General features: G+C 72.4%; 14 protein-coding genes, 1 tRNA gene and 1 pseudogene. 4 read left to right on the top strand and 12 right to left on the bottom strand.

The features are described from left to right. Positions 1 to 619 precede the first annotated feature (619 nt). From QL983_RS04785 to QL983_RS04770, 4 genes and pseudogenes are all read right to left on the bottom strand, one after another. Positions 620 to 1036: pseudogene (locus QL983_RS04785) on the bottom strand (restriction endonuclease subunit S); the annotation flags it as partial. Positions 1037 to 1071: 35 nt separating this feature from the next. Beyond that, positions 1072 to 3033, bottom strand: coding sequence for a class I SAM-dependent DNA methyltransferase (locus QL983_RS04780; RefSeq protein ID WP_230297343.1), 1962 nt, complete (start codon positions 3031 to 3033; stop codon positions 1072 to 1074). A gap of 222 nt (positions 3034 to 3255) precedes the next feature. Next, the gene (locus tag QL983_RS04775; RefSeq protein WP_230297344.1) at positions 3256 to 4668 is read right to left on the bottom strand and encodes a DUF3360 domain-containing protein; all 1413 of its coding nucleotides are present in this window, start codon (positions 4666 to 4668) and stop codon (positions 3256 to 3258) included. Positions 4669 to 4679: 11 nt separating this feature from the next. Beyond that, entirely contained in the window at positions 4680 to 5783 is a 1104-nt protein-coding gene (locus tag QL983_RS04770; protein ID WP_230297345.1) for an alcohol dehydrogenase catalytic domain-containing protein, read from the bottom strand. Positions 5784 to 5905: 122 nt separating this feature from the next. Between QL983_RS04770 and QL983_RS04765 the strand changes: the two genes are divergently transcribed. Further along, the gene (locus QL983_RS04765) at positions 5906 to 7630 is read left to right on the top strand and encodes a helix-turn-helix domain-containing protein (RefSeq protein ID WP_290151502.1); all 1725 of its coding nucleotides are present in this window, start codon (positions 5906 to 5908) and stop codon (positions 7628 to 7630) included. 161 nt (positions 7631 to 7791) lie between these two features. Continuing rightward, positions 7792 to 8619, top strand: coding sequence for a hypothetical protein (locus tag QL983_RS04760; RefSeq protein WP_230297347.1), 828 nt, complete (start codon positions 7792 to 7794; stop codon positions 8617 to 8619). 9 nt (positions 8620 to 8628) lie between these two features. On the opposite strand, the gene QL983_RS04755 is transcribed toward QL983_RS04760, so the two are convergent. Continuing rightward, on the bottom strand, positions 8629 to 8904 hold the full coding sequence (locus QL983_RS04755) for a DUF1540 domain-containing protein (RefSeq protein WP_230297348.1): 276 nt from the start codon (positions 8902 to 8904) through the stop codon (positions 8629 to 8631). 345 nt (positions 8905 to 9249) lie between these two features. Here QL983_RS04755 and QL983_RS04750 point away from each other — a divergent pair, with 345 nt between their 5' ends. Beyond that, on the top strand, positions 9250 to 10011 hold the full coding sequence (locus QL983_RS04750) for an OBAP family protein (RefSeq protein ID WP_144919296.1): 762 nt from the start codon (positions 9250 to 9252) through the stop codon (positions 10009 to 10011). 170 nt (positions 10012 to 10181) lie between these two features. Here QL983_RS04750 and QL983_RS04745 read toward each other — a convergent pair whose 3' ends face one another. From QL983_RS04745 to QL983_RS04735, 3 genes are all read right to left on the bottom strand, one after another. Beyond that, complete coding sequence (locus tag QL983_RS04745; RefSeq protein ID WP_135039676.1) at positions 10182 to 11363, bottom strand: FAD/NAD(P)-binding oxidoreductase; 1182 nt, start codon at positions 11361 to 11363, stop codon at positions 10182 to 10184. 112 nt (positions 11364 to 11475) lie between these two features. Continuing rightward, positions 11476 to 13872 carry a WcbI family polysaccharide biosynthesis putative acetyltransferase gene (locus tag QL983_RS04740; RefSeq protein WP_290151497.1) on the bottom strand — a complete coding sequence of 799 codons (2397 nt, stop codon included), beginning with the start codon at positions 13870 to 13872 and terminating at the stop codon, positions 11476 to 11478. Further along, positions 13869 to 14981, bottom strand: coding sequence for a hypothetical protein (locus QL983_RS04735; protein ID WP_230297351.1), 1113 nt, complete (start codon positions 14979 to 14981; stop codon positions 13869 to 13871). Before QL983_RS04735 ends, QL983_RS04740 begins: the two co-directional genes overlap by 4 nt. Positions 14982 to 15146: 165 nt before the next feature. On the opposite strand from QL983_RS04735, the gene QL983_RS04730 reads away from it, so the two are divergent. Next, entirely contained in the window at positions 15147 to 17141 is a 1995-nt protein-coding gene (locus QL983_RS04730; protein ID WP_113914320.1) for a glycosyltransferase, read from the top strand. 35 nt (positions 17142 to 17176) lie between these two features. Here the strand turns inward: QL983_RS04730 and QL983_RS04725 are convergent, their stop codons facing one another. The 4 genes from QL983_RS04725 to QL983_RS04710 all read right to left on the bottom strand — a co-directional run. After that, positions 17177 to 18268, bottom strand: a complete 1092-nt coding sequence (locus QL983_RS04725) for a glycosyl transferase (protein WP_113914321.1) — start codon at positions 18266 to 18268, stop codon at positions 17177 to 17179. Beyond that, positions 18268 to 19395 (bottom strand): glycosyltransferase, encoded by a 1128-nt coding sequence (locus tag QL983_RS04720; RefSeq protein WP_230297352.1) that lies wholly within the window; start codon positions 19393 to 19395, stop codon positions 18268 to 18270. The genes QL983_RS04725 and QL983_RS04720 overlap by 1 nt, the downstream gene beginning before the upstream one ends. A 246-nt stretch (positions 19396 to 19641) precedes the next feature. After that, positions 19642 to 19714: transfer RNA gene (locus QL983_RS04715), tRNA-Ala, on the bottom strand. 34 nt (positions 19715 to 19748) lie between these two features. Continuing rightward, on the bottom strand, positions 19749 to 20045 hold a 297-nt coding region (locus QL983_RS04710), incomplete at its 5' end, for a VanZ family protein (RefSeq protein ID WP_290151492.1).

The following is a 20045-nucleotide window of genomic DNA, read 5'->3' as shown; positions in this document are numbered from 1 at the left end:
GCCTCATACCTCCTGCGGGAACGCCCCGCCGGCCTCGTTGGCCCCGGCCCGAGTCAACAACGTCATGCCCTCCTACAGCTAGCAACAAGAGATAGGTGAGGAATCGCCCGTCTGTTCCCCCATTCGGCCTCAATCGATTAATACTGTTCTGATAGCCCCAACCAGGAATGTCCTCCTCCAAGAAGGCAGCGCGCCCGAACCCGCCCTGCCCGCCTTCAACAACGACTACGTCTCCGGCACGCAGAACATGAGCCGTCGCTTCACTTGATGAAAACCACATCTCCTTTTGGGTGGATAGGTCCAGACGGCCATGCGGTTGGACGTTGGCCGCACGTAGGTACGGCATCAGCACGTCGGATTCGGAGCCCCTCGTTTGGAGCATCTTCCCCAGCGAGACCGATGCAAGGCGGGAAACCTGGCCGGATATCCAGTGAGCTCGCCCGGAACCCCACCAGTTAGTGGCATCCGTCTCTCGTGCCGGGTTCAGAGCATCAGCAATGGCCTCATATCGGCGTTCTTCTAGTAGACGAACCATTCGTCTTTGTTTCTCGATCAGGGCGTCGATCGTGGCGGTCTCGCGATCGAGGTAGTCCGCGATTCGTCGCTGCTCCTCCCGGCCTGTAGCAGGAACCAGCAGTGATCCCAGATCGCTCGCACTGATCTCCATGAAGGTCGTTCCTCGTCCGAGCGCTTCTAAGATGGGCCTCGCAGCAACAAGGACGTATGCCAGGTACTTCTCGTCGACCGCTGGTGACGGCACAACGGCTTTGCACCCCTGGTTGAACGCAGACCGCCGACTCAGACGACCCACGTAGCCGATCGGTGCCCGACACGACACTGCGAGACCGGAGACTGCGACGGTCGATCCGGTGGAAGCACCGAGCTCAGTCAATGACCGACTCGTCTCAACGATCGAGTCACCGTCGAGTCCACGAAGGTCCGGAGGGGTGACGAACGGCAGGTCTCCGTTCCAGTTCACGTCGTCGGCGCGCGGCGTGCCGCCATTGAGCACCGTCGCAACGTGCGCCAGTTTCATGCCACCGTTGGGCGCGAGGGCACCATGCAACGCTGTCACCGCTCAACCTCCTGCAGGAGTTCGATGATCTCGGCTGTGAGCTGCTTGAGCTCGGCGTCGATCTCCTCGAGCGGGCGGGGCGGCGTGTACGTGTAGAAGAGCCGGGTGAAGGGGATCTCGTAGCCGATCTTCGTCTTGGACTCGTCGATCCAGGCGCCGGGCACGTGCGGGGCCACCTCGGCTTCGAAGTACTCGTGAATGTCCCGACCGAAGGGCACCAGTTCGGTGTCACGCAGCGAGGTGTCCGGCTCCGGCTCACCCGTCTTGTTCGTCACCACCTCTGCCTCGGGGTTGTGCACGCCGATGGCCCCGGTCAGGGCCTTCACCAGTGGAGCGCCGGCGGTCACGCCGTGCTCCTTCAGCGCCTTCTTCAGTTCCAGCACGAAGGTGGGCTGGTGGTCCCAGACCCGGCCACGCAGGGAGGCGAGGGCGGTCTCGAGAGCTGACCGGCCGTCGTCGGGAAGCTTGTCCACCGGCTTGGTGGCGAGCGCCGCCGCGATGGTGGCGTCCTCCACCTCGAAGCGCAGCTGCAGCGGGCGCTCCACGGTGATCTCCCGGTAGCCGAAGTCCTGCGCAGTGAGGACCTTGGAGAACCCGGCGTTGTCCTCGGACTGGGCGTCGAAGTCCCGGTAGATGTCCAGCACGCGCTGTCGGTCCGCCGTGGACAGCTCCTTGTTCTTCGAGCCCACGTTGCGGCGCAGCTTCGTGAAGAACGTGCGGGCGTCGATCAGCTGCACCCTGCCGCGGCGGTCTGCCGGCTTGTTGTTGTCCAACACCCACACATAGGTGGCGATGCCGGTGTTGTAGAACATGTCCGTGGGCAGCGCGACGATCACGTCCACCAGGTCCGACTCCAACAGCCAACGGCGGATCTCGGACGGACCCGAACCCGCCCCGCCCGTGAACAGCGGGGAGCCATTCAGGACGATGCCGGCCCGACCGCCGCCCTCCGAGACCGGACGGAGCTTCGAGGCCACAAGCTGGAGGAACAGCATCTGGCCGTCGCTGATGGCGGGGGCGCCGCCCGGGAAGCGGTTCGCGGCGCCACCGGCGGCGATCTCCTTCTCCACCGCGGTGCGGGAGGCCTTCCAGTCGCCGCCGTAGGGCGGGTTGGAGAGGACGTAGTCGAAGCGCTCGGTCAGGTGGGCGTCGTTCTTGAGGGTGTCCCCGCGAGCGATGCCGTCCGCGTCCTGGCCCTTGCCGAGCAGCTCGGACTTGCAGATGGCGTAGGACTGGTCGTTGAGCTCCTGCCCGAACAGGCGGACCTCCGCGTTCGGGTTCATGCGGCGCAGGCGCTCGTCCAGCAGGGACAGCATGCCGCCGGTGCCGGCCGTGGGGTCATAGACAGTGCGGACCGGGTAGCCGGTGAGGACGTCGTCGTCCGGGGCCGTGAGCAGGTCCACGAGGAGCTTCACCGCGTCGCGCGGGGTGAAGTGCTCACCGGCGGTCTCATTGGAGGCGGCGGCGAAGCGGCGGATCAGGTCCTCGAAGAGGGTGCCCATCTCCGCGTTGGAGACGACCTCCGGGGAGAGGTCGATGGAGGCGAACTGCTGGAGGACCAGGAAGAGGCGGTCGTGCTCGTCCAGCTTGGCGACCGTCTTGTCGAACTCGTAATAGGTGAACAGGTCCGCCACGTTCTGGGAGAACCCGTCCACGTAGGCCAGCAGGTTCGTGCGGAGCAGGTCCGGCTCCTGCAGGATGCGGTCCAAGGTGAAGGGGCTGAGGTTGTAGAACGTCAGGCCCGTGCGGGACTCCACCAGGTTGGCGAGGACGAAGTCCGGATGCCCTTTGGCCGCCAGCTCCGCGAAGAACTCCCGGTGCGGGTCCATGACCGCCTCCATGCGGCGCAGGATCGTCATGGGCAGGACGAGCGTGCCGTACTGGTTCGGCCTGAACACGCCCCGGAGCTGATCCGCGATCCCCCACACGAAGTTCGAGAGGTTCTGGGGAGAGGGCATGGTGGCAGGGCCTTTCGGAGCACGGCGGTGTGGCAGTCGGCCTCATTCTGGCACGGCGACATCCCCAGGTCTCGGCTCTCGCCCGGCACGGCCGATTCCCACTCGGACTCAGTTCGTTGCGCGAACCCTCCGGCGGCCAGACCCACGCACCGAGGCCCCGGTCTGCACCACAGTGAACGATGCATTCCGAGGCCCCGGTCGACGGCTGCGGCCCGTGAGACGTCAGTTCTCGGCGGCCTGGCCCTCCTGCGCGCGGAGCATGGCCCCGAAGGTGGCATCGGGCTCCCCGCGGAAGAAGTCCCGGCCGTAGACCACGAGGCAGAGGATGACGCCCGTCGCCAGGCCCCATGCGGCACCGTTGGACGCCAGCACCGCCGCGGTGACTCCCGCGATTCCGAGATCCTTGACGCTGCGGGCCTCCATGATGCCGACCTTCACGGACACGAATCCCTGGATGAGCAGGGTCAGGGCCAGAGCCACCCCGAGCACCGGCTGCACCAGCGTCACGATCGGCAGCAGCAGGAGCCCGGTGTTCGTGCCCCACCGGAACGACCCCGCCCCGCCGAAGATCGACTTCATCGCCTTGCGGCCTTCCTTGTAGCGCTCCACGATCACGACGTGCATGGCAGACCAGATCGGACCGCACATGGCCACGTCCGGACCGATCATGGACATGAGGGTGTTGCGGCCGCCGAAGATCAGGTGCGCACGGTCCGGGTTGTAGACGACCGCCTCATCCGTGCGGATCTGGTCGGCCTCCTTGAGGATCGCCCGGGACTGGAGGACGTCGCCGAACACGACGATGTAGGTCGCGAGGACGGTGGGAAGTGCGGTGAGGAACATCGAGGCCGGCGGGAGGCCGATGCCGAAGATCGTGTACCCCGCGAAGAGGCCCGCGAAGTCCGGGGTGTTGAACCCCCATTCGATGGTCGGCCACGGGGCTTCACCGGCCAGGGGTGCGATGACCACGGCCAGGAGGATCACCGGGAGGATGCCCAGGTTGCCGATCGTGCGCCACATCGGGTTCTTGGTCCGCATCGCGGCGAACCGGCTGGAGAAGAGCAGGAGGAAGGCGATCCCCACCGCGATCGTGATGGTGACCGGGAAGGTCTCGAAACGCCCTCCGGCGACGAAGATGGACTGGACGGCGGCGATTCCCGCACCCACCAGGACGCCCGCCTTGATGGCGGAGGGGATCAGCGAGACCACCTTGGAGGCGAGTCCCGTCGCACCCAACGTGATCGAGAAGACGCCCAGCATGAACTGGAACGCGATGAGTGCATGCACACGCTCCTCCCCCTCGGGGAACGCTGAGCAGTAGGCCATGACCAGCGGGATCGCCGGGGTGATCCACCCGGGAACCACGGGATCGCCGAGGAGGTGGTGGGTGAGGTACAGGAGGCCGTTGAACACCACGACGGCGAGGGCCACTTCGAACGGCATGCCGAGCAGTTCGACCATCAGAGGGATGGCCGCCAGGTCCACGGCGCACATCAAGAGGCCCTGGACGTAGTCCGGCCACTCGAAGCGGTAGTGCACGAACGGCAGGCGGATCTGGAAGGGCCCTGCCTTCCAATGCGGAGAGACCTCGCCGATGCCTTCATCGTCCAGCGAGTGATGCGCAGTAGTCGTCATGTCCGTGGCCTTCAGTATTCGATGATCTGACGCACCGCACGGCCGTCGGCCAGCTGGTCCATCGCTTCGTTGATGTCCTCAAGCCGCATGGTCGCGGAGACGAGCTTCTCCACCGGAAGCCGACCCTCACGCCACATCTGCTCGTATCGCGGGATGTCGCGAGCGGGCACAGAGGTGCCCAGGTACGAGCCGATGATCGTGCGGGCCTCACCCGTGATGGTGAGCGGTGAGATCTCCGCCGTCTGCTCGGGCGAGGGAAGTCCTGCCGTGACGGTCCGGCCGCCCGGCGCCGTCGCGTTGAACGCCGTCGTGAAGGCCGCCGGATGGCCGGCGCACTCGACGGCGTGGGTGGTCTTGATGCCGCGCTCCGCCATATCTTCGGGCGAGTAGGCGGCATGCGCGCCATAGCTGAGGGCGAGCTCCCGCTTCTCCTCGGACATGTCCACCGCGATGATCTCCTGCACACCGCTCGCCACCGCCGTCAGAAGGCAGGCGACCCCCACGCCGCCGAGGCCGACGATCGCGATGGAGTCCCCCTCTTCCGGGGCCGCGGCATTGAGCAGGGCGCCGCCGCCGGTCAGCACGGCACATCCCAGGACCGCAGCGACGGCGGCCGGCACGTCAGAGCCGACGGGCACCACGGACTTCCGATTCACGACCGCGTGGGTCGCGAATCCGGAGACGCCCAGGTGATGGAGCACCTCGTCACCGTCGCGGTGGAGTCGGACCCCGCCGCCCAGGAGGACGCCGGCGTTGTTCGCCTCCGTGCCGGGAGTGCAGGGCAGGCGACCGTCGGTCTTGCACGCATCGCATTCGCCGCATCGAGGCAGGAACGTCATGACGACCCGCTGGCCGATCTCCACGTCGTCGACACCCTCACCGAGCTCCTCGACGATCCCGGCGGCCTCGTGGCCGAGCAGCATGGGGACGGGCCGAACGCGATGACCGTTCACCACGGACAGATCCGAGTGGCACACCCCTGAAGCCTCCATGCGGACGAGGATCTCGCCTTCGCCCGGGGGATCGAGCTCCAGGTCCGAGACGGTGAGGGGACGGGACGAGGCGTACGGCCTCTGCCGGCCGATCTCCTCGAGAACAGCTCCACGGATCAGCATGTGAGCGCCTTCCAAGACGGGGGTGTGTGATGCAGGCCTCATGGCCGTCTCCCATCCCATCAGCGCTCCCCGTCAAGCGCTATAGACATCCAGTCCATCTCTCACCGAATAAAGTTGGCAGGGTGACCACTGACGCTCTCGACCACCGCCTCCTCCGAGCCCTGCTCGACACGGCTGCCGACCTCGCGGAACTGGCCGACACCGAATCCGTCCTGGCGTCCATCGTTCGGCGCACTCGGGCCCTCGTCGGAACGGACATGGCGTATCTCAGCCTCAATGACCACGCAGCAGCTGAGACATACATCCGCCGGGCTGAGGGCGTCGTGACCCACGCGTACCGGACGATCCGGATGCCCATCGGCACAGGAGTGCTCGGGAAGGTGGCGGAAGGTCTGGCACCCTTCCAGAGCCTCGACTACACCAACGACCCGACGATCACCCACATCCCCCAGGTGGACCACGCGGTGCAGGCCGAGGGCGTCCACGCGATCATGGGCTCACCCCTCGTCGTCGACGGCCGACCGCTCGGCGCCCTGATGGTCGCCGAACGTCGCGCCCGGAGGTTCACCCACTCCGAGGTGACCATCGTCGAGTCACTCGCCAAACATGCCGCCATCGCGATCCAGAACGCGCACCGCTACACGGAGGCACTCAACGCCGTGGGGCGCGCGGGCGCAGACCGGGATCACGAACGTCAGTCCCTGCGTGAGCTCACTCGCCTGGATGAGCTCTCCTCGCGCCAATGCCAGTCCCTTCTGGAAGAACCCAATGAGACGGCCGTGCTCAATCGGGCCGCCGAGCACTTGGGGGTGGAAGTGGAACTCCTCTCCCCCGAACGTCCGACGTCGCCGCTGCGGCCCGCCCCCACCCTCCCCTCGCGTCACACCGCAGGGGTGGCCCACCAGGTCGTGGCGCCGGACGGCTGCACCTGGACGCTCGTTCCCGCAGATCGGGACGCGCGCGACTGGCTCGCCGTCCGCCGCGCCCTCGACTCTGCCGAGGAGAAAGCCCTGGTCAGGACCGCGCAGCACCTCCTGCTCGCACGACGGCTCCGCAGCGCGCGGCGCGCCACCGAGCTCGAGGCGGGCGCCGGCCTGCTGGCCGAACTCGTCGATGATTCCGCCGGTGGAATCGTGCGACGACGTCGGGCGCTCGCCGAGCTCGGCCTGCGCGAGGATTCACAGGTCAGCTTGGTCGTCATCGATCTCGCCGCCGTACCCGAACCTCAGTTCGCCGAGCGAGTGCTCTCACCCGTGGCGGGAGTGCGCCTCAGCGCCCCGCGGGGAAGCACATGGTGCGTGGTCGGCGACCGCCCGGATGTGCCTGCCCGCGTGGAGGCGGCAGTTCGGCATGCGACGGAGGCCGTATGGCAGATGGCCTTCCTTGGGCCGGGCGAGCACTTCCGCGATCTTCCGGGAGCGTTCCACACGCTCGAGAACGCCCTCGCCGTCAGCCGGGTGGCCGGAGGGCTCCACGCCGTGGACGCGTCGACCGTGGGCGCCGTGGGCATGGTCCTCGCCGGGGCCGGCGAGGCGAGCAAGGACGTGACGACCCGCCCGCTGGCGCCGTTGCGCGACCTGCCGCCCCAGCGTGCCTCGGCACTCCGCGAGACCGCACTGGCCTACCTGGACGCCGGAATGAACGTGGCCGAGACGTCCCGTCGGCTCTTCCTCCACCGCAACACGGTCCTTCAACGACTGGAGCAACTCGGCGCCGTCCTTGGGCCCGACTGGCACACGCCTCCGCGCTCGCTCGACCTCCATCTCGCCCTGCTCTCGGCAGCACGCGACGACGGCGGCGCCCCGGGAGTGACAGCCCCCAGCCTCGGGAATCTTCTGCGCACCTGACCCTTCTGACCCGGCCACGGCCGCCGAGAAGGGTCAGATCCGCAGAGGATCCCTGACACACGCCCCCACCACCCCCGCGTACGACAAATACACAACACTCACCTTGCGTATCTCACTGAGGTGTGCCTTACTGGTTTCCGGACCCCCGCCGGAAGGACCCCATGGCCCACGCCTCCACGCACCCCGCTCATCCGCTGCCGCCCGTGGCGCCCCGTCGCCTGCTGCTGGCCCAGCGGCTGCTCCGCGGCGAGGGATCCGTCGAGGTCACGGCCTTCCGCGCCGGCGAGACGCTCACGACGGCCGTCCACGGCGTGAGCGCGGACGGCCGCCTCGTGGTCGCCCACGTCCCCAACCTCCTCGGGTCGCTCGGCGCGTTCCACACGCGCGCGCCGCTGGACGTGCGCGTGGACGTCCTGCGCGACGCCCTGGACCTCACGCTCCCCACCCGCCTGGCGTCCGCGCATCTGCTCGGCACCCTGCGCTGGTGCCGGGACTCGGCCGAGGTCGCGGAGCTGAGGCTGCGCGGTCGCGTCGCGGACCTCGTGGCCGACGTCGGCCCACGGGTGCGCGTGGGCGTCGTCGAGACCCAGCGGATCCTGTTGCACGACGTCGACGGCGTCGCCGTGTTCTGCCGCCACACCCTGCCGCTCACGTCGCGCGGGCTCGTCGACCAGGCCGAGCTCGCAGACCTGGCGGACGACGTGCTGGGCACCGCCCCCGAGGTGCTCGCAGACCTGGCCGACGCCGTCGCCCTGGGCCTGCTGCCGGGCGAGAGCACCCCGTTGCAGGTCGGCACCGGATCCCTGCCCGAGTCCCCCGCCCACGCCCTCGACGCGGACGAAGCCGGGGTGACCCTGCTGCGCGTCCGCGACGGCGAGAGCACCGCGGTGCATGTGGCCCTGCCCGGTGCGGGCCGACTCGACCACAGCCCCCGGCACGCCTGGCGGCGACTGCTGGACGCGATCCCGGCGCGGGTCGCCCACCCCTGAGGGGCGGCGTCAGTCGATCGTGTAGGTGGCGCAGGTGGCCACGTCCGTGACCTCGATGCCCTCGGCGGTGCAGGCGAGGTCGGCGTTGTAGGTGCACTCGAGGCGGTGGCACGCACCGACGGTCGAGGCGCCCTCGGTCACCGGGCGGCGGACGTCGAGCTGGACGAAGGTGCCGCAGCCGGGCGTGCGGTCGGAGCCGGCGACGGTGATGGCCAGGGCGTTGCAGGACGTCTCGGTGTTGAAGGCGCAGGCGCTGGCGGCGCAGGTGTGGACGGCGGTGGTCATGGCGTGATCCTCCCGGTTCGGGCCCGCCCCGGACCGGGGCGGTGCTGCTCGAATCGAGATTACTCCGGTCCACGAATAGCACAAGAGGGGTGATCCTTAGTCGATAGACGTTTAGCGCAAATGCATTTTGCGCATTGTCGTGTGTCGTATGGACCGACGTCGTGCCCGCCGGCCGCCCGGAATCTTCTGCATCTCTGGCCCTTCTGGCGACCACGCGCCCACTCAGAAGGGTCAGATGCGCAGACGATCCGCCGTCCACGCCTCCTGAGCAGCCCCGGCAGCCCCGGCAGCCCCGGCAGCTCCACCACCCTGGCCGAGTCCGCCCCGCGCTCCTAGCGTGAGGCCATGAGCACCCATCGCCTGTCCTCCACCGCCCTCGGGTTCGCCGCCGGACTGGGCACCGCGGCCGCTGTCACCGCAGCCCGCAAGATCGCCCTCATGGGCGCCGTCGGGAAGGGCCACCCGCTCAAGCACCGCCTCCTGGACGCGGCATCCGGCCTGGTCCAGCCGAAGTACCCCATGGGCGCGATGAGCACCTATCTCAACGGACTGCACTTCTACGCCGACGACCTCGGCCGACAGGTCGAAGCCAGCCACTTCTGCATCCACCTGCGCCACGACCTGCACCAGTGCGTGATCTTCGACCGCAACGCGCCGGACGCACGGCTGATCGGCATCGAGTACATCATCAGCGAGGAGCGGTTCCGCAGCCTCCCCGACGAGGAGCGGCGCCTGTGGCACAGCCACCACTACGAGGTGAGCTCCGGCGCCCTCACGGCCCCCGGGGTGCCCGAGCTGGCCGAGCACAGTTACTTCGAAGACCTCATCCACACCTACGGGAAGACGTTCCACACCTGGCAGTACGACCGGGACGACTTCCCGTACGGCATCCCCCAGCTGATGATGGGCCTCACCGGCGACGGCCAGGTGGACGAGGCCCTCCTGCGTGCCCGGGACGAGCGCGTGGGCGTGGACACCGCGGCCAAGCGGCGCAACCGCGCGGACATCCCGGTCCCGGACGTGGTGCCGGGGGCGAACAGCTGGGAGCGCGGGCGGGTCGTGCAGACCACGCTCGAGGAGCGCCCGGTGCGGGGCCGCGACAACTGAGGGCGGCGTCGTCGGCAGGGCGCCGTTTCCCGAACGACAGCGGTGCGACACGCCGCCGTTTCCCGAACGAAAACGCTCGGCGGGCCGGCGCCATCATCCGGATCGGGCGGGGGCGCCCCGCGTGGGACAGCACGTTCGCCGCACGTGTCGCGTCAGCGAGAACGCTGGGCTCAGACCTTCCCCTTGAGCAGTCGGTGCCAGTAGATCCGGGGCTGGCCGAAGCGGTCGAAGGCCGCCGTGCTCTTCCGCGGCTTCGTCAGGTCCACGCCGGGGATCGACCGGTCCTCGGAGCCGTCGCGGACGTGCTCGTCCAGGACCAGCTCGTCCCGGCTGACCATCACGGGGATCACTGTGTAGCCGTCGTACTTCTGGAGCGGCTTCCCCGCGTCCGCGGCCTGGATGTTCTGGGTCAGGATCTTGACCTGCCGGCGCAGGGCTCCGCCGGAGGGCCGTGTGCCCAGGGCGGCGGCGTCGCCCAGCGCCCACACGTGCGGGTGCACGGGATGCCGCAGGGTCGCGGGATCCGCAGCCGCCAGGCCGGCCTCGCCGTCGTCCGCCAGGCCTGCCTCGGCGATGAACTCCGGGGCCCGCACCACGGGCGTGATGTACGCGGCCGCGACGTCGGTGATCCGCTCACCGGTGTTGAGCACCACCTCGCGGGCCTCGTGGTCCACGGCGTTCACCTCTGCGCCGGCGTGCACATGGATGCCGTACCTCGCCACGGCCTCGGCCAGGGCGGGGTCGATGGTCTGCCGGTCCAGGATCCGGCCGTACGGGGTCACCAGGTGGACGTCCACGTCCGGCAGGATCCCCGTGCGCTCCCATGCCGCGCAGGCCAGGAACAGCGCCTTGAGCACGGTGCCGCCGCACGAGGAGGGCTCAGCCGGCACATTCGCCACCACACGGTCCCCCGCGGCCACACGCGACAGCAGGGCCCGGGCGGCGTCCACGTGCTCGGGCACGTGCGCACTCGCCGCCCATCCGGCGGCGTAGGCCTCACGCAGCCCGTCGATCGCACCCCACCACGGGGTCAGCCCCGGGCAGAGCACGAGGTGGCGGAAGCCCACGGTCAGCCCGGTGGTCGTCACCGCGGTCCGTTCCTCGGCGTCCACGGCCACGACGTGGTCCGGGATCCATTCGACCCCGTCCGGGATGACGGCCCGCATCGGCCGTTCGAACCGGGCCATGTCCGCCTGCCCGCCCGCCGCGTAGTTCAGCATCGGCCGGTAGCGGTGCAGCTGTTGGCCGTCGGCGATGGCGACCCGCCCCTGCCGCTTCCGCCGCAGTGCGGCGGCCAGGGACACGCCGGCGTTGCCGCCGCCGACGATCAGGATGTTGTACTGCTCGGTCACGTGGTCCTCCGTAGGATGACGGGGTCAAGGGAACGGCACGACCGCCCCCGCAGACGTGTTCCGCGGCGGACGGGACGTGCCGCCCATCCTCCACTGGGGGCCGGGGCCGGCGCTAGGTCGCAAGGCCCAGCAGTCGCAGCTGGTCGGCGTACTTGCGCATCCCGGCCTCCACAGCCTGCGGATTCTGCGCGTACCAGTCCAGGTGGGTCTGTCGCAGCTGCTCGGCCGGGACGGTCTGTCCGGCCACGGTCCAGTCCTCGGTCGGCTCGGCGTCGAGGTCGAGGGCCTCCACCACGACCGCCTCGAGGGGCGCGCGCACCCCGCCGAGGAGCACGCGGGAGGCGGGCACGGGCTGGACGGCGACGTCGCCCGGCAGGCGCTCGGCCACGCGCTCGGCCACGCGGGTCAGCAGCGTGTTGGTCGGGTGGTTCACGGTGTAGAAGCCGACGCCCCGCTCCGCCGCCACCAGATCCGCCATGGACAGCGTCCCCTTCGCCTCCTCCCGCGCCCGCAGCGCCTGCACGGACGCGGCGGCGGCCTCACGGATCGCCGCCGGCGCCACCTGCCGACGACGGCCCGTCGCCGCCTCGGCCAGCACGCGCAGGTCGTGGTACGGCACGACGGGCGGGTCCTCCCCCGGCCGCTCGGCCGCCCCGGGCGCGAACTTCCAGTTGCGGAGGGTGACCTGCCAGGGGAAGCGCGAGACGTCGTACACCACGGGGATCCGCACCACGGCGGCGTCCTCGGGCAGCCGGGCCACGAGCTGGTCCGTGCCGATGGGCATGCCCCGGTAGTCGTGCGGGATCGGCTGGGTGACGAGGGCCTTCACGCGGGGCAGCAGCCGCTCCAGGTGCTCGGCCTCGTCCGGCTGGGCCTCGAAGGCGGGCGGCACGCGCACGCTCACCAGGTCCGCCCCGTGCAGCGGTGTGCCGGGCTCCCCGCCGAGCAGCCGCCGGTACGACTCGCCCTGGCAGTTGCCCCACACCAGCAACAGGTCGCCCTCGGGCAGGTCCTCGAGCCCGTAGAAGTGCCCGTAGTGCCGGCGTCGTCCCTCGTCCTCGTGCACGCCTGCGTCCTCTCTGCTCAGCCGTCCTCGCGCCGGATCCAGTCGACGCCCGCCGTCCCGAACCACCAGGCCAGGAACGCGGCGAGCGCCACGAAGTCCAGCTCGTCCAGCTCGCTCATCGATCCTCCCGTGTTCCGTCCTGCCCGCGATTGTGCCAGCCCCGCCCCGCGGACGCCGCCACCGCGCCCGCGCGCACGTCAGCGCGGCGAGCACGGCGCGCTCGGCCCGCTCGCCCGGCTCGCCCAGCACCTCCACGCGCTCGACGCCGGCCCGTTCCAGGCGCAGCAGCCACGCGGCGACGGCGTCCGCGTCAGGCCGGGCTCCGGCCGCGTCGGGCCGCAGCGGCACGCGCACGTCCACGGACCAGTCGGGCACCGACCGCACGGCCTCGAGGTCACCGCGCGCCGGCGCCGGCGGCAGGTCCTCGGGCGCCGCCGCGCCGCCGTCGGGCTCGCCCAGCAGCCGCACGCGGGGGTCGCCGAGCGCGCGCGCCGCCGCCTCGTCGAGGCCGCCCACGACGCCGACCCGCGCCCCCGGCGCCGCGCGCAGCACGGCGTCCACCGCCACCACGGCCGCCGCCGCGCCGTCCGCGCCCTCCGGCACCCGCACGTGCGCCCCGACCCGCAGCGGGCCGGCCAGGGACAGGCCGTGGCCGCGGGCCGTCGTCGCGGGGATGCGCGAGGCCAGCACGAGCGCCTCGCGGGCCTTCACCCGGGCGGCCTCGGCGGCGTCGCCGCGTCCGCCGAAGTCGGCGCCGGCCTGCCACGCCACCGCGTCCGGCGCGTGGCGCAGCGCCGCCCCCACGCGCCACAGCCGGTACGCCAGCTCCCAGTCCTCCCCGCCGTAGCCCACGAAGGCGGGGTCGAAGCCGCCGGCGTCCTCGTAGACCTCGCGCGCCACCGTGAACACGGCCGAGATGACGTACCGGTAGCCGGTGGAGTCGGCGCGGCGCAGGTCGTCCGTGGCGCGGTACCCGTCACCCAGCCAGGCCGGCTCGGCCAGGCGGGCGTCCGCGGGCACCTCGTGCCCGGGCTGCCATCCGTGCGCCCAGGCCCGTTCCAGCCAGGCCTCGGCGAGGTGCCGCCGCCGACCCACCACCGCGGCGTCCCGGGGCGCCTCGGCCACCGCCGCCAGGGCCGCGGCGAGGTACCCGGGCTCGGGGAGCATGTCCCCGTCGAGGAAGGCGAGCACGTCGCCGTCGGCCGCCTCCGCCCCGAGCGCCCGGGCCGCCGAGGCGCGGAACCCGCGGTCCGGCTGGCGCACGGTCACCACGTCGAACGGCAGGCCCGGGTCCACCCGGGGCGGGACGGGCGAGCCGTCGTCGGCCACCACGAGCTGCAGCCCGCCGGTCAGGCCGCGCTGGGCCGCGAGCGCGGCCGTGAGCCGGTCGAGGTCCGCCTGGGCCCGGTAGTAGGGCACCACCACGGAGACGGCGGCGCTCACGTCCACCTGTGCACGCGGCGGAGCACGTCGAAGAGCATCCGCGCGCAGTCCTCGGCCCCGGGCGAGAGGTCCACGCCGGGGCCCAGCCACGTGCGCTCGGGGTCCTCGACCGCTTCGGCGATCGCCTCGGCCATCGCGTAGGCCGGCGACCCGTTCGGGTGCACGAGCCGCAGGGTGCCCGGGCGCAGCCTCTCCATCTCCTCGGTGTACCGGCCCGCCGAGGCGATCGCCCGCCGTCCCACCGAGGTCCACGCCGCCAGGGACCCGGACGCGGACACGTTGCGGTGCGCCGCGAACGGGATGCCCGCCGAGAGCAGGGCCGCGTCCGCGAACTCGTCCGGCACGAACCCGGTGACGCGGAACTCCAGGCCGCGCGCCTCGGCGTCGCGGGTCAGCTCCGCCACGAGGTCGTCGTGCCCGATGCTGACGGGTCCGAGCGCCGTCAGCCGGCGCGGCGCCCCGGAGTCCGGGCCCCACTGGCGGTGCAGCTCGGTGAGGGCCTCCAGGGCGAGGGCGTGCCCCTTGCCCGGGTAGACGAAGCCGAAGAGCACGAGGTCCCGGTCGAGGCCGGCCATGCTCTCCGGCACCACCGGCTCGGCGCGGGCGGCCGCGGCCCGGCGGTCCTCCACGGGCAGCGGGACCACGTCCGCGGCCACGTCCACCAGGTCCGCCAGCAGCGCCCGCTCGTGCTGCGAGGAGACCACGACGCAGTCCACCGCCTGGGCGAGCCGCGCGTATGCCTCGCCGCGGCGGCGGTAGCGGCCGTCGCCCTCGGCGGGCTGCGGGATGTCGTGCAGGGTGAGCGTGGTGCCCTCGGGCAGGACGTCGACGAGCAGGTCCGCGGCGGCGGTCGCGGTGGGGCCGAACAGCGCGTCCGTGACGTCCAGGTGCACGGCGGCGCCCAGCGCTCGCGCCTCCTCCAGCACGGGCACGAGGCCCCGGAACGCCGCGACGTCCTCCGCCGTGAGCAGCTCCACCTCGGCGCCCACCCGACGGAGGGCGGCGGCGGTCTGCCGGCCATGGCGCACCACGCCGTGCTCCGGCGCGCCCACGGTCACGTACAGCACACGTCCCTGCGGCTGCGAGTCCACGTCCACGATCCCCTTCACCTGCGGCGGCGCTCCTCGACGCGGCGGCGCGCCGGAACGGACAGGATGCCGCTGCTCCGATTCTCCGATCCTGCCCTGACAGACTAGATTCCGCGACCCCCGACCCGGGACGGGGACACGCCGCCCGCGCGGCGTCGCATCCCCCAGGTCAGGAGGCCCTCCCCCGTGAGCATCACCGTCCAGCACGTGCCCGCGCAGCACCCGTACACCCGCGCGATCCGCCCCCTCGACCCGGGCGCCGCGCCGGACGTGGAGTTCCTGCCGGACCCGCCGGTGCCGGGCGCGCCCGCGCACCAGTGGTGGCCGCCCCGGGCCCTGCACGCGGAGTGGCTGGCCGAGCACCGCCCGGACGTGCTGCACGTGCACTTCGGCTTCGAGCACTTCAGCCCCGCCCAGCTGGCCGCCGCCCTGGACGCGCAGCACGCGCACGGGGGCGCCGTCGTCGTGACCGTGCACGACCTCGAGAACCCGCACCTGACGGACCAGGGCCCCCACCGAGACCGCCTGGCCGTGCTGCTGGGCCGCGCGGACGCCGTGCTCACGCTCACCCCCGGCGCCGCGGCGACCCTCGCCCGCGACTACGGCGTGCGCGCCCTCGTGGTCCCCCACCCGCACATCGTCCCGCTCGAGGACCTCGTGGCGCAGGGCGACGACGACGCCCCCGGCGCGCTGCCCCCCGACGCGTCCGACGACGGCGACGGCGCGGCCGCCCCCGCCCGCCTGCTGGTGCACGCCAAGGACCTGCGCGCCCAGGTGGCCCCGGTGGCGCTGCTGCCGGTGCTCGCCGCCGCCGTCGCGACGCTGGCCGACCGCGGCCTCGACGCGCGGGTGACCGTGGAGGTCCAGGACACCGTGCAGGACGAGGACGCCCTGGCCGCGCTGCGCGCGGGCTGCGCCCACCACGGCTTCGAGCTGTGGCAGCACGACCGGCTCGACGACCCCGCCCTGCACGCGCTGCTGCGCGACGTGGACGTGTCCGTGCTGCCGTACCGCATCGGCACCCACTCGGGCTGGGTGGAGATGTGCCGGGACCTGGGGGTGCCGGTGGCCGTCGCGGACATCGGGCACATCGCGGACCAGTCCGGCGCCTGGTTGACCCCCGACTCGCTCGCCGCGTTCGACCCGGAGGATCCCGACTCCCTCGCCGACGCGCTCGAGACGCTCGTGCGCGCCCGCGCGCGCACGGCCCCCGCCGATCCCGCCGCCCGGGCCCGGCAGCGCCGTCGCGTGGCGGCCGCCCACGTGGCGGTCTACCGCGAGGCCCTCGCCCGGGCGCGCGGAGCGTTGCCGAGCGTGTCCGTGCTGGTCATCACGGGGCACCGGGACGAGCACCTGGCCCGCGTGATCGCCGGGCTGGAGCGCTCTCACCGCCGCCCGGACCAGGTGGTCGTGGTGTTCATGGGCCAGCCGGACGGGCGCGTCCCGGCCACGGACCTGCCCGTCACCGTGGGGCACGTGGCCGCCGACGCCGGCCTGCCCCTGGCGCAGGCCCGCAACCGCGCGGCCGAGCTCGCCACCGGCGAGATCCTCGTCTTCCTCGACGTGGACTGCATCCCGGCCGCCGAGACCGTCGGCGTGCTGGCCACCGAGGTCGCGGCCCACCCCGGGTCCGTGGTGATGGGCCGGCCCCGCTACCTGCGGCCGGGCTGGACCCGCGACGTCGGGGAGGCCGACCTGACCTCGCATCGCGCCGACGCCCTGCTGCGCCGCCTCTCCGTGCCCCACCGGGCGCGCGCGCACCTGACCGCCGGCCCCTCGGACGAGTGGCACCTCGTGTGGACGCTGATCCTGGCACTGCGGCGCGCGGACCTGGCCCGCATCGGCGGTTTCGACGCGGGCTTCACCGGCTACGGCGCCGAGGACACGGACCTGGCCTTCCGCGCCCGCGACGCCGGCCTGACGCTGCGGTTCAGCCCCGCCGAGGCGTTCCACCAGCACCACGGGGTGATGACCCCGCCGCTGCACCACCTCGAGGACATCCTGGTCAACGCCCGCCGTTTCCGGCAGGTGCACGGCCGATGGGCCATGGAGGGGTGGCTGCGCGCGTTCGCGGATGCGGGGCTGATCGCGTGGGACCCCGAGGGCGAGCGGCTCGAGCTGCTGCGTCACCCGACGGAGGCGGAGCTGACGGCCGCCCGCCGCGACGACGCCGCGTACTGAGTGCCCCGACGGTCGGGGGCGAGCGCGGGCCGGACTCAGCCCAGGGCGCCCTCGATCGCCGCCTCCCAGCGCCGCCGGTACTCGTCCGGCGCCACGAGCAGCAGGCCCGCGAGCCGGTCGGCGGCGGCCGGGTCCGCGAGGGCGCCGCGCACCGCGCCGGCCCAGTCCGCGTCCGGGTCCTCCCACGCGCACCACGGCACGCCCGCGGCCCGGTGGATCTCGCGGACGAACACGCGCTGCTCGTCGAACGGCCGCGGTTCGGGGGCGAGCACCACGGGGCGGCCGGAGCGGGCGGCATCCACCACGGCGTTGTGCCCGGCCGAGACCACCACGACGTCGGCGTCCGCGGCCCGGCGGGCCGGCGCCTGGACCCAGCCGTGCAGCGTCACGGTGGTGGGCATCGCCTCCGCCGCGAGCCCGCCCGGCGCCTCCGGCTCGCCCACCCCGGCGATCGGGCCGTACACCTCCCACGTCGCCTCCGGCACGGCGGATGCCGCCCGGGCCAGGTCCGCGGCCCGCACCCCGCCGCCGCCCGTCCCGGCGATCACGGCGACGCGCGGGGCGGCGCCGGCGGACGACGTCGTCGTGGCGCGGGCGCCGAGCCGGCCGGTGACGTCCGCGACCCCGAGGTAGGCGACCCGGTCCGCGTGGGCGGCGCGCCAGGCGGGGACCTCGAGCTCGGCGGCGTAGTGGGCGAAGAGGCCGTCGGCCTCGGCGTACACGAGGGCGTGCGCGGGGTCGGTGCGCTCGCCGTGCATGCGGCGGTGCAGCACAGGCCAGCCCGCCAGGCGCAGGAACAGGGCCGCCTCCACGGACACGTCCACCACGCACACGTCCGGCTCCACCCGCTGCGCCGCCGCGTGGAGGGCGTCGAAGCGAGCCCGGATCTCGGGCCCCACCGGGGACCAGTGCAGGGGCGAGCGCGCCGGCTGCTCGTGGCCGGGCACGAGGTCCGAAGGCAGCGGGATGACGGGGACGTCCGCGGGCAGCAGTGCGGCCGCCCGGGGGTGGGCGGTCACGACCGTCACGTCGAACGCCCCGGTCGACGCCAGGCCCGCGGCGTGCCGCATGTGCCCCGCCCCGTGCTGGTGGGCGTAGTAGAGGACCCGCCTGCGGGCCGGGGCCATCAGAGGGACTCCAGGTCCGCCGCCTCGGCGGACGGGCGCGGGACCCTCCGCGGGTCGAACCCGTATGCGTCCTCGGCGGCGGCGAGGTCGCGGGCGTCCTCGGCGGCCTGCTCGAGCAGGTCCACGTAGCCCTCCACCATGGTCTCCGCGCTGAACCGACAGGCCCACGCACGCACGCGTCCCCGGTCCTTGCGGCGGGCGTGACGGATCGAGACCGCGAGCTCCTGCGCCGTGTGGTGCACGGCCAGTGCGCCGGCCTGCGGGGCGACGATCTCCCCCATCGCGCCGCTGAGCAGCGCGGCCACCGGCACGCCGAGCGCCATGGCCTCGACCACGGCGAGCCCGAACGGCTCGGCCCACAGGGGGGTGGCCAGGAAGACCTCGCCCGTGGCGAGCATGTGCGGCAGCGCGTGATGGTCGAGGTGGCCGTGGTAGACGGTGTCCGGACCGAGCCGCGGCACGACCTCGCGGGCGTGGTACTCCTCGTCCGAGATCGGCCCGGCGAAGTGCAGCTCCATGCCCGCGATCCGGGCGGCGTCGATCGCCACGTGCAGGCCCTTCTCCGCCGTGATCCGGCCCGACCACACGGCGCGGCCGCGCACGGGGACGGCGTCGGAGACCCACTGGTGCAGCTCGATCCCGTTGGGCACCACATCCACCCGCGGCAGCCGATGCTGCCAGGCCAGCGCGTTCGACGCGGACACCGAGGCCCACCGATGGTGGTCGGGGGCCGTCCAGCCCGGGGCGTCGACGACGGCCAGCACCTCCGCCAGCGTGGCCGGCGTGTGCAGGACGGTGACCATGGGGCGGGCGCGCAGCAGCTCGAGCGGCGCCGGGGAGAGGGAGTTGTTCAGGACGGCGTCGGAGTCGTCATCGAGGATCAACGCGCAGGCCCGGCGGGCGGCCGCCTCGCGCACGCGGGCGCCCGCGCGGCCCGGGCCGGCGCCCTCGGCGGGCAGCACGGCGACGACGTCACCCGGCAGCCGGGTGCCCTCCCGTGCGTAGACCGTGACGTCGTGGCCCCGGCGCACGAGGTGCTCCACAGTCATGGCCGTGTGCATCTCCAGCCCGCCCTCGTAGGGCGAACGGATGGGGTGGAGCATGTGGGTGAGCACGCTGATGCGCATCGGCGTCCCCTTCCCGGCCCGGGCCGGGCCGAACGGCCCCGTGCGGGGCGGCAGAAGCGCGACTGACCTGCGGTGAGACGACCGCGTCACGTCCGCGCTGACGTACCCCGGCACTGTAGACACCCGGGGGGTCCCCCCGGAAGCGCCGACCCCCCTCCCGGGGGTGAGGGCAGGGCAGGCGCACACCCCCCCGTCACGAGAAAGTCCCGGCCCGCGATCTCAGGGATCGCGGACCGGGACGGCCCGTGGAGCTAAGGGGAATTGAACCCCTGACCTTTTCATTGCGAACGAAACGCTCTACCAACTGAGCTATAGCCCCAGGTCATGCCCTCCCGCAGGAGTGCACCGGACCATCATACGCCCGACGCCCCCGATCCTCCAATCCGGCGGCGCCCCGCGGCGACCACGCCGAGCACCACACCCGCCAGATCCGCGACGACATCCACCGGGTCCCCCGTCCGCAGCGGCACCCACGCGTGCTGCACGAGCTCGCTCACCGGCGCGTGCACCGCGAACGGCAGCGCCCACCACGCGCTCCGCCCCCGCCCCACGGCGAGGAACGCGGGCAGCGCGAACACGGCCACGTGGATCGCCTTGTCCAGTCCGGGCACGGTGAACCCGGCCTCCGGCACCTGCTCGCCCGGCAGGTA

It is taken from the genome of Micrococcus sp. APC 4021 (assembly GCF_030407635.1).
In the GTDB taxonomy this organism is placed as follows: domain Bacteria; phylum Actinomycetota; class Actinomycetes; order Actinomycetales; family Micrococcaceae; genus Micrococcus; species Micrococcus luteus.
Note: the sequence above shows the minus strand (reverse complement) of the source record. Positions and strands in the feature narration are given on the sequence as shown.

What these genes read in the sequence shown, in the direction of transcription:
- QL983_RS04755 (WP_230297348.1), bottom strand. Translation starts at nt 8,904, where the DNA reads ATGACCACCGCCGTCCACACCTGCGCCGCCAGCGCCTGCGCCTTCAAC.
- QL983_RS04780 (WP_230297343.1), bottom strand. Translation starts at nt 3,033, where the DNA reads ATGCCCTCTCCCCAGAACCTCTCGAACTTCGTGTGGGGGATCGCGGAT.
- QL983_RS04760 (WP_230297347.1), top strand. Translation starts at nt 7,792, where the DNA reads ATGGCCCACGCCTCCACGCACCCCGCTCATCCGCTGCCGCCCGTGGCG.
- QL983_RS04720 (WP_230297352.1), bottom strand. Translation starts at nt 19,395, where the DNA reads ATGCGCATCAGCGTGCTCACCCACATGCTCCACCCCATCCGTTCGCCC.
- QL983_RS04725 (WP_113914321.1), bottom strand. Translation starts at nt 18,268, where the DNA reads ATGGCCCCGGCCCGCAGGCGGGTCCTCTACTACGCCCACCAGCACGGG.
- QL983_RS04775 (WP_230297344.1), bottom strand. Translation starts at nt 4,668, where the DNA reads ATGACGACTACTGCGCATCACTCGCTGGACGATGAAGGCATCGGCGAG.
- QL983_RS04770 (WP_230297345.1), bottom strand. Translation starts at nt 5,783, where the DNA reads ATGCTGATCCGTGGAGCTGTTCTCGAGGAGATCGGCCGGCAGAGGCCG.
- QL983_RS04750 (WP_144919296.1), top strand. Translation starts at nt 9,250, where the DNA reads ATGAGCACCCATCGCCTGTCCTCCACCGCCCTCGGGTTCGCCGCCGGA.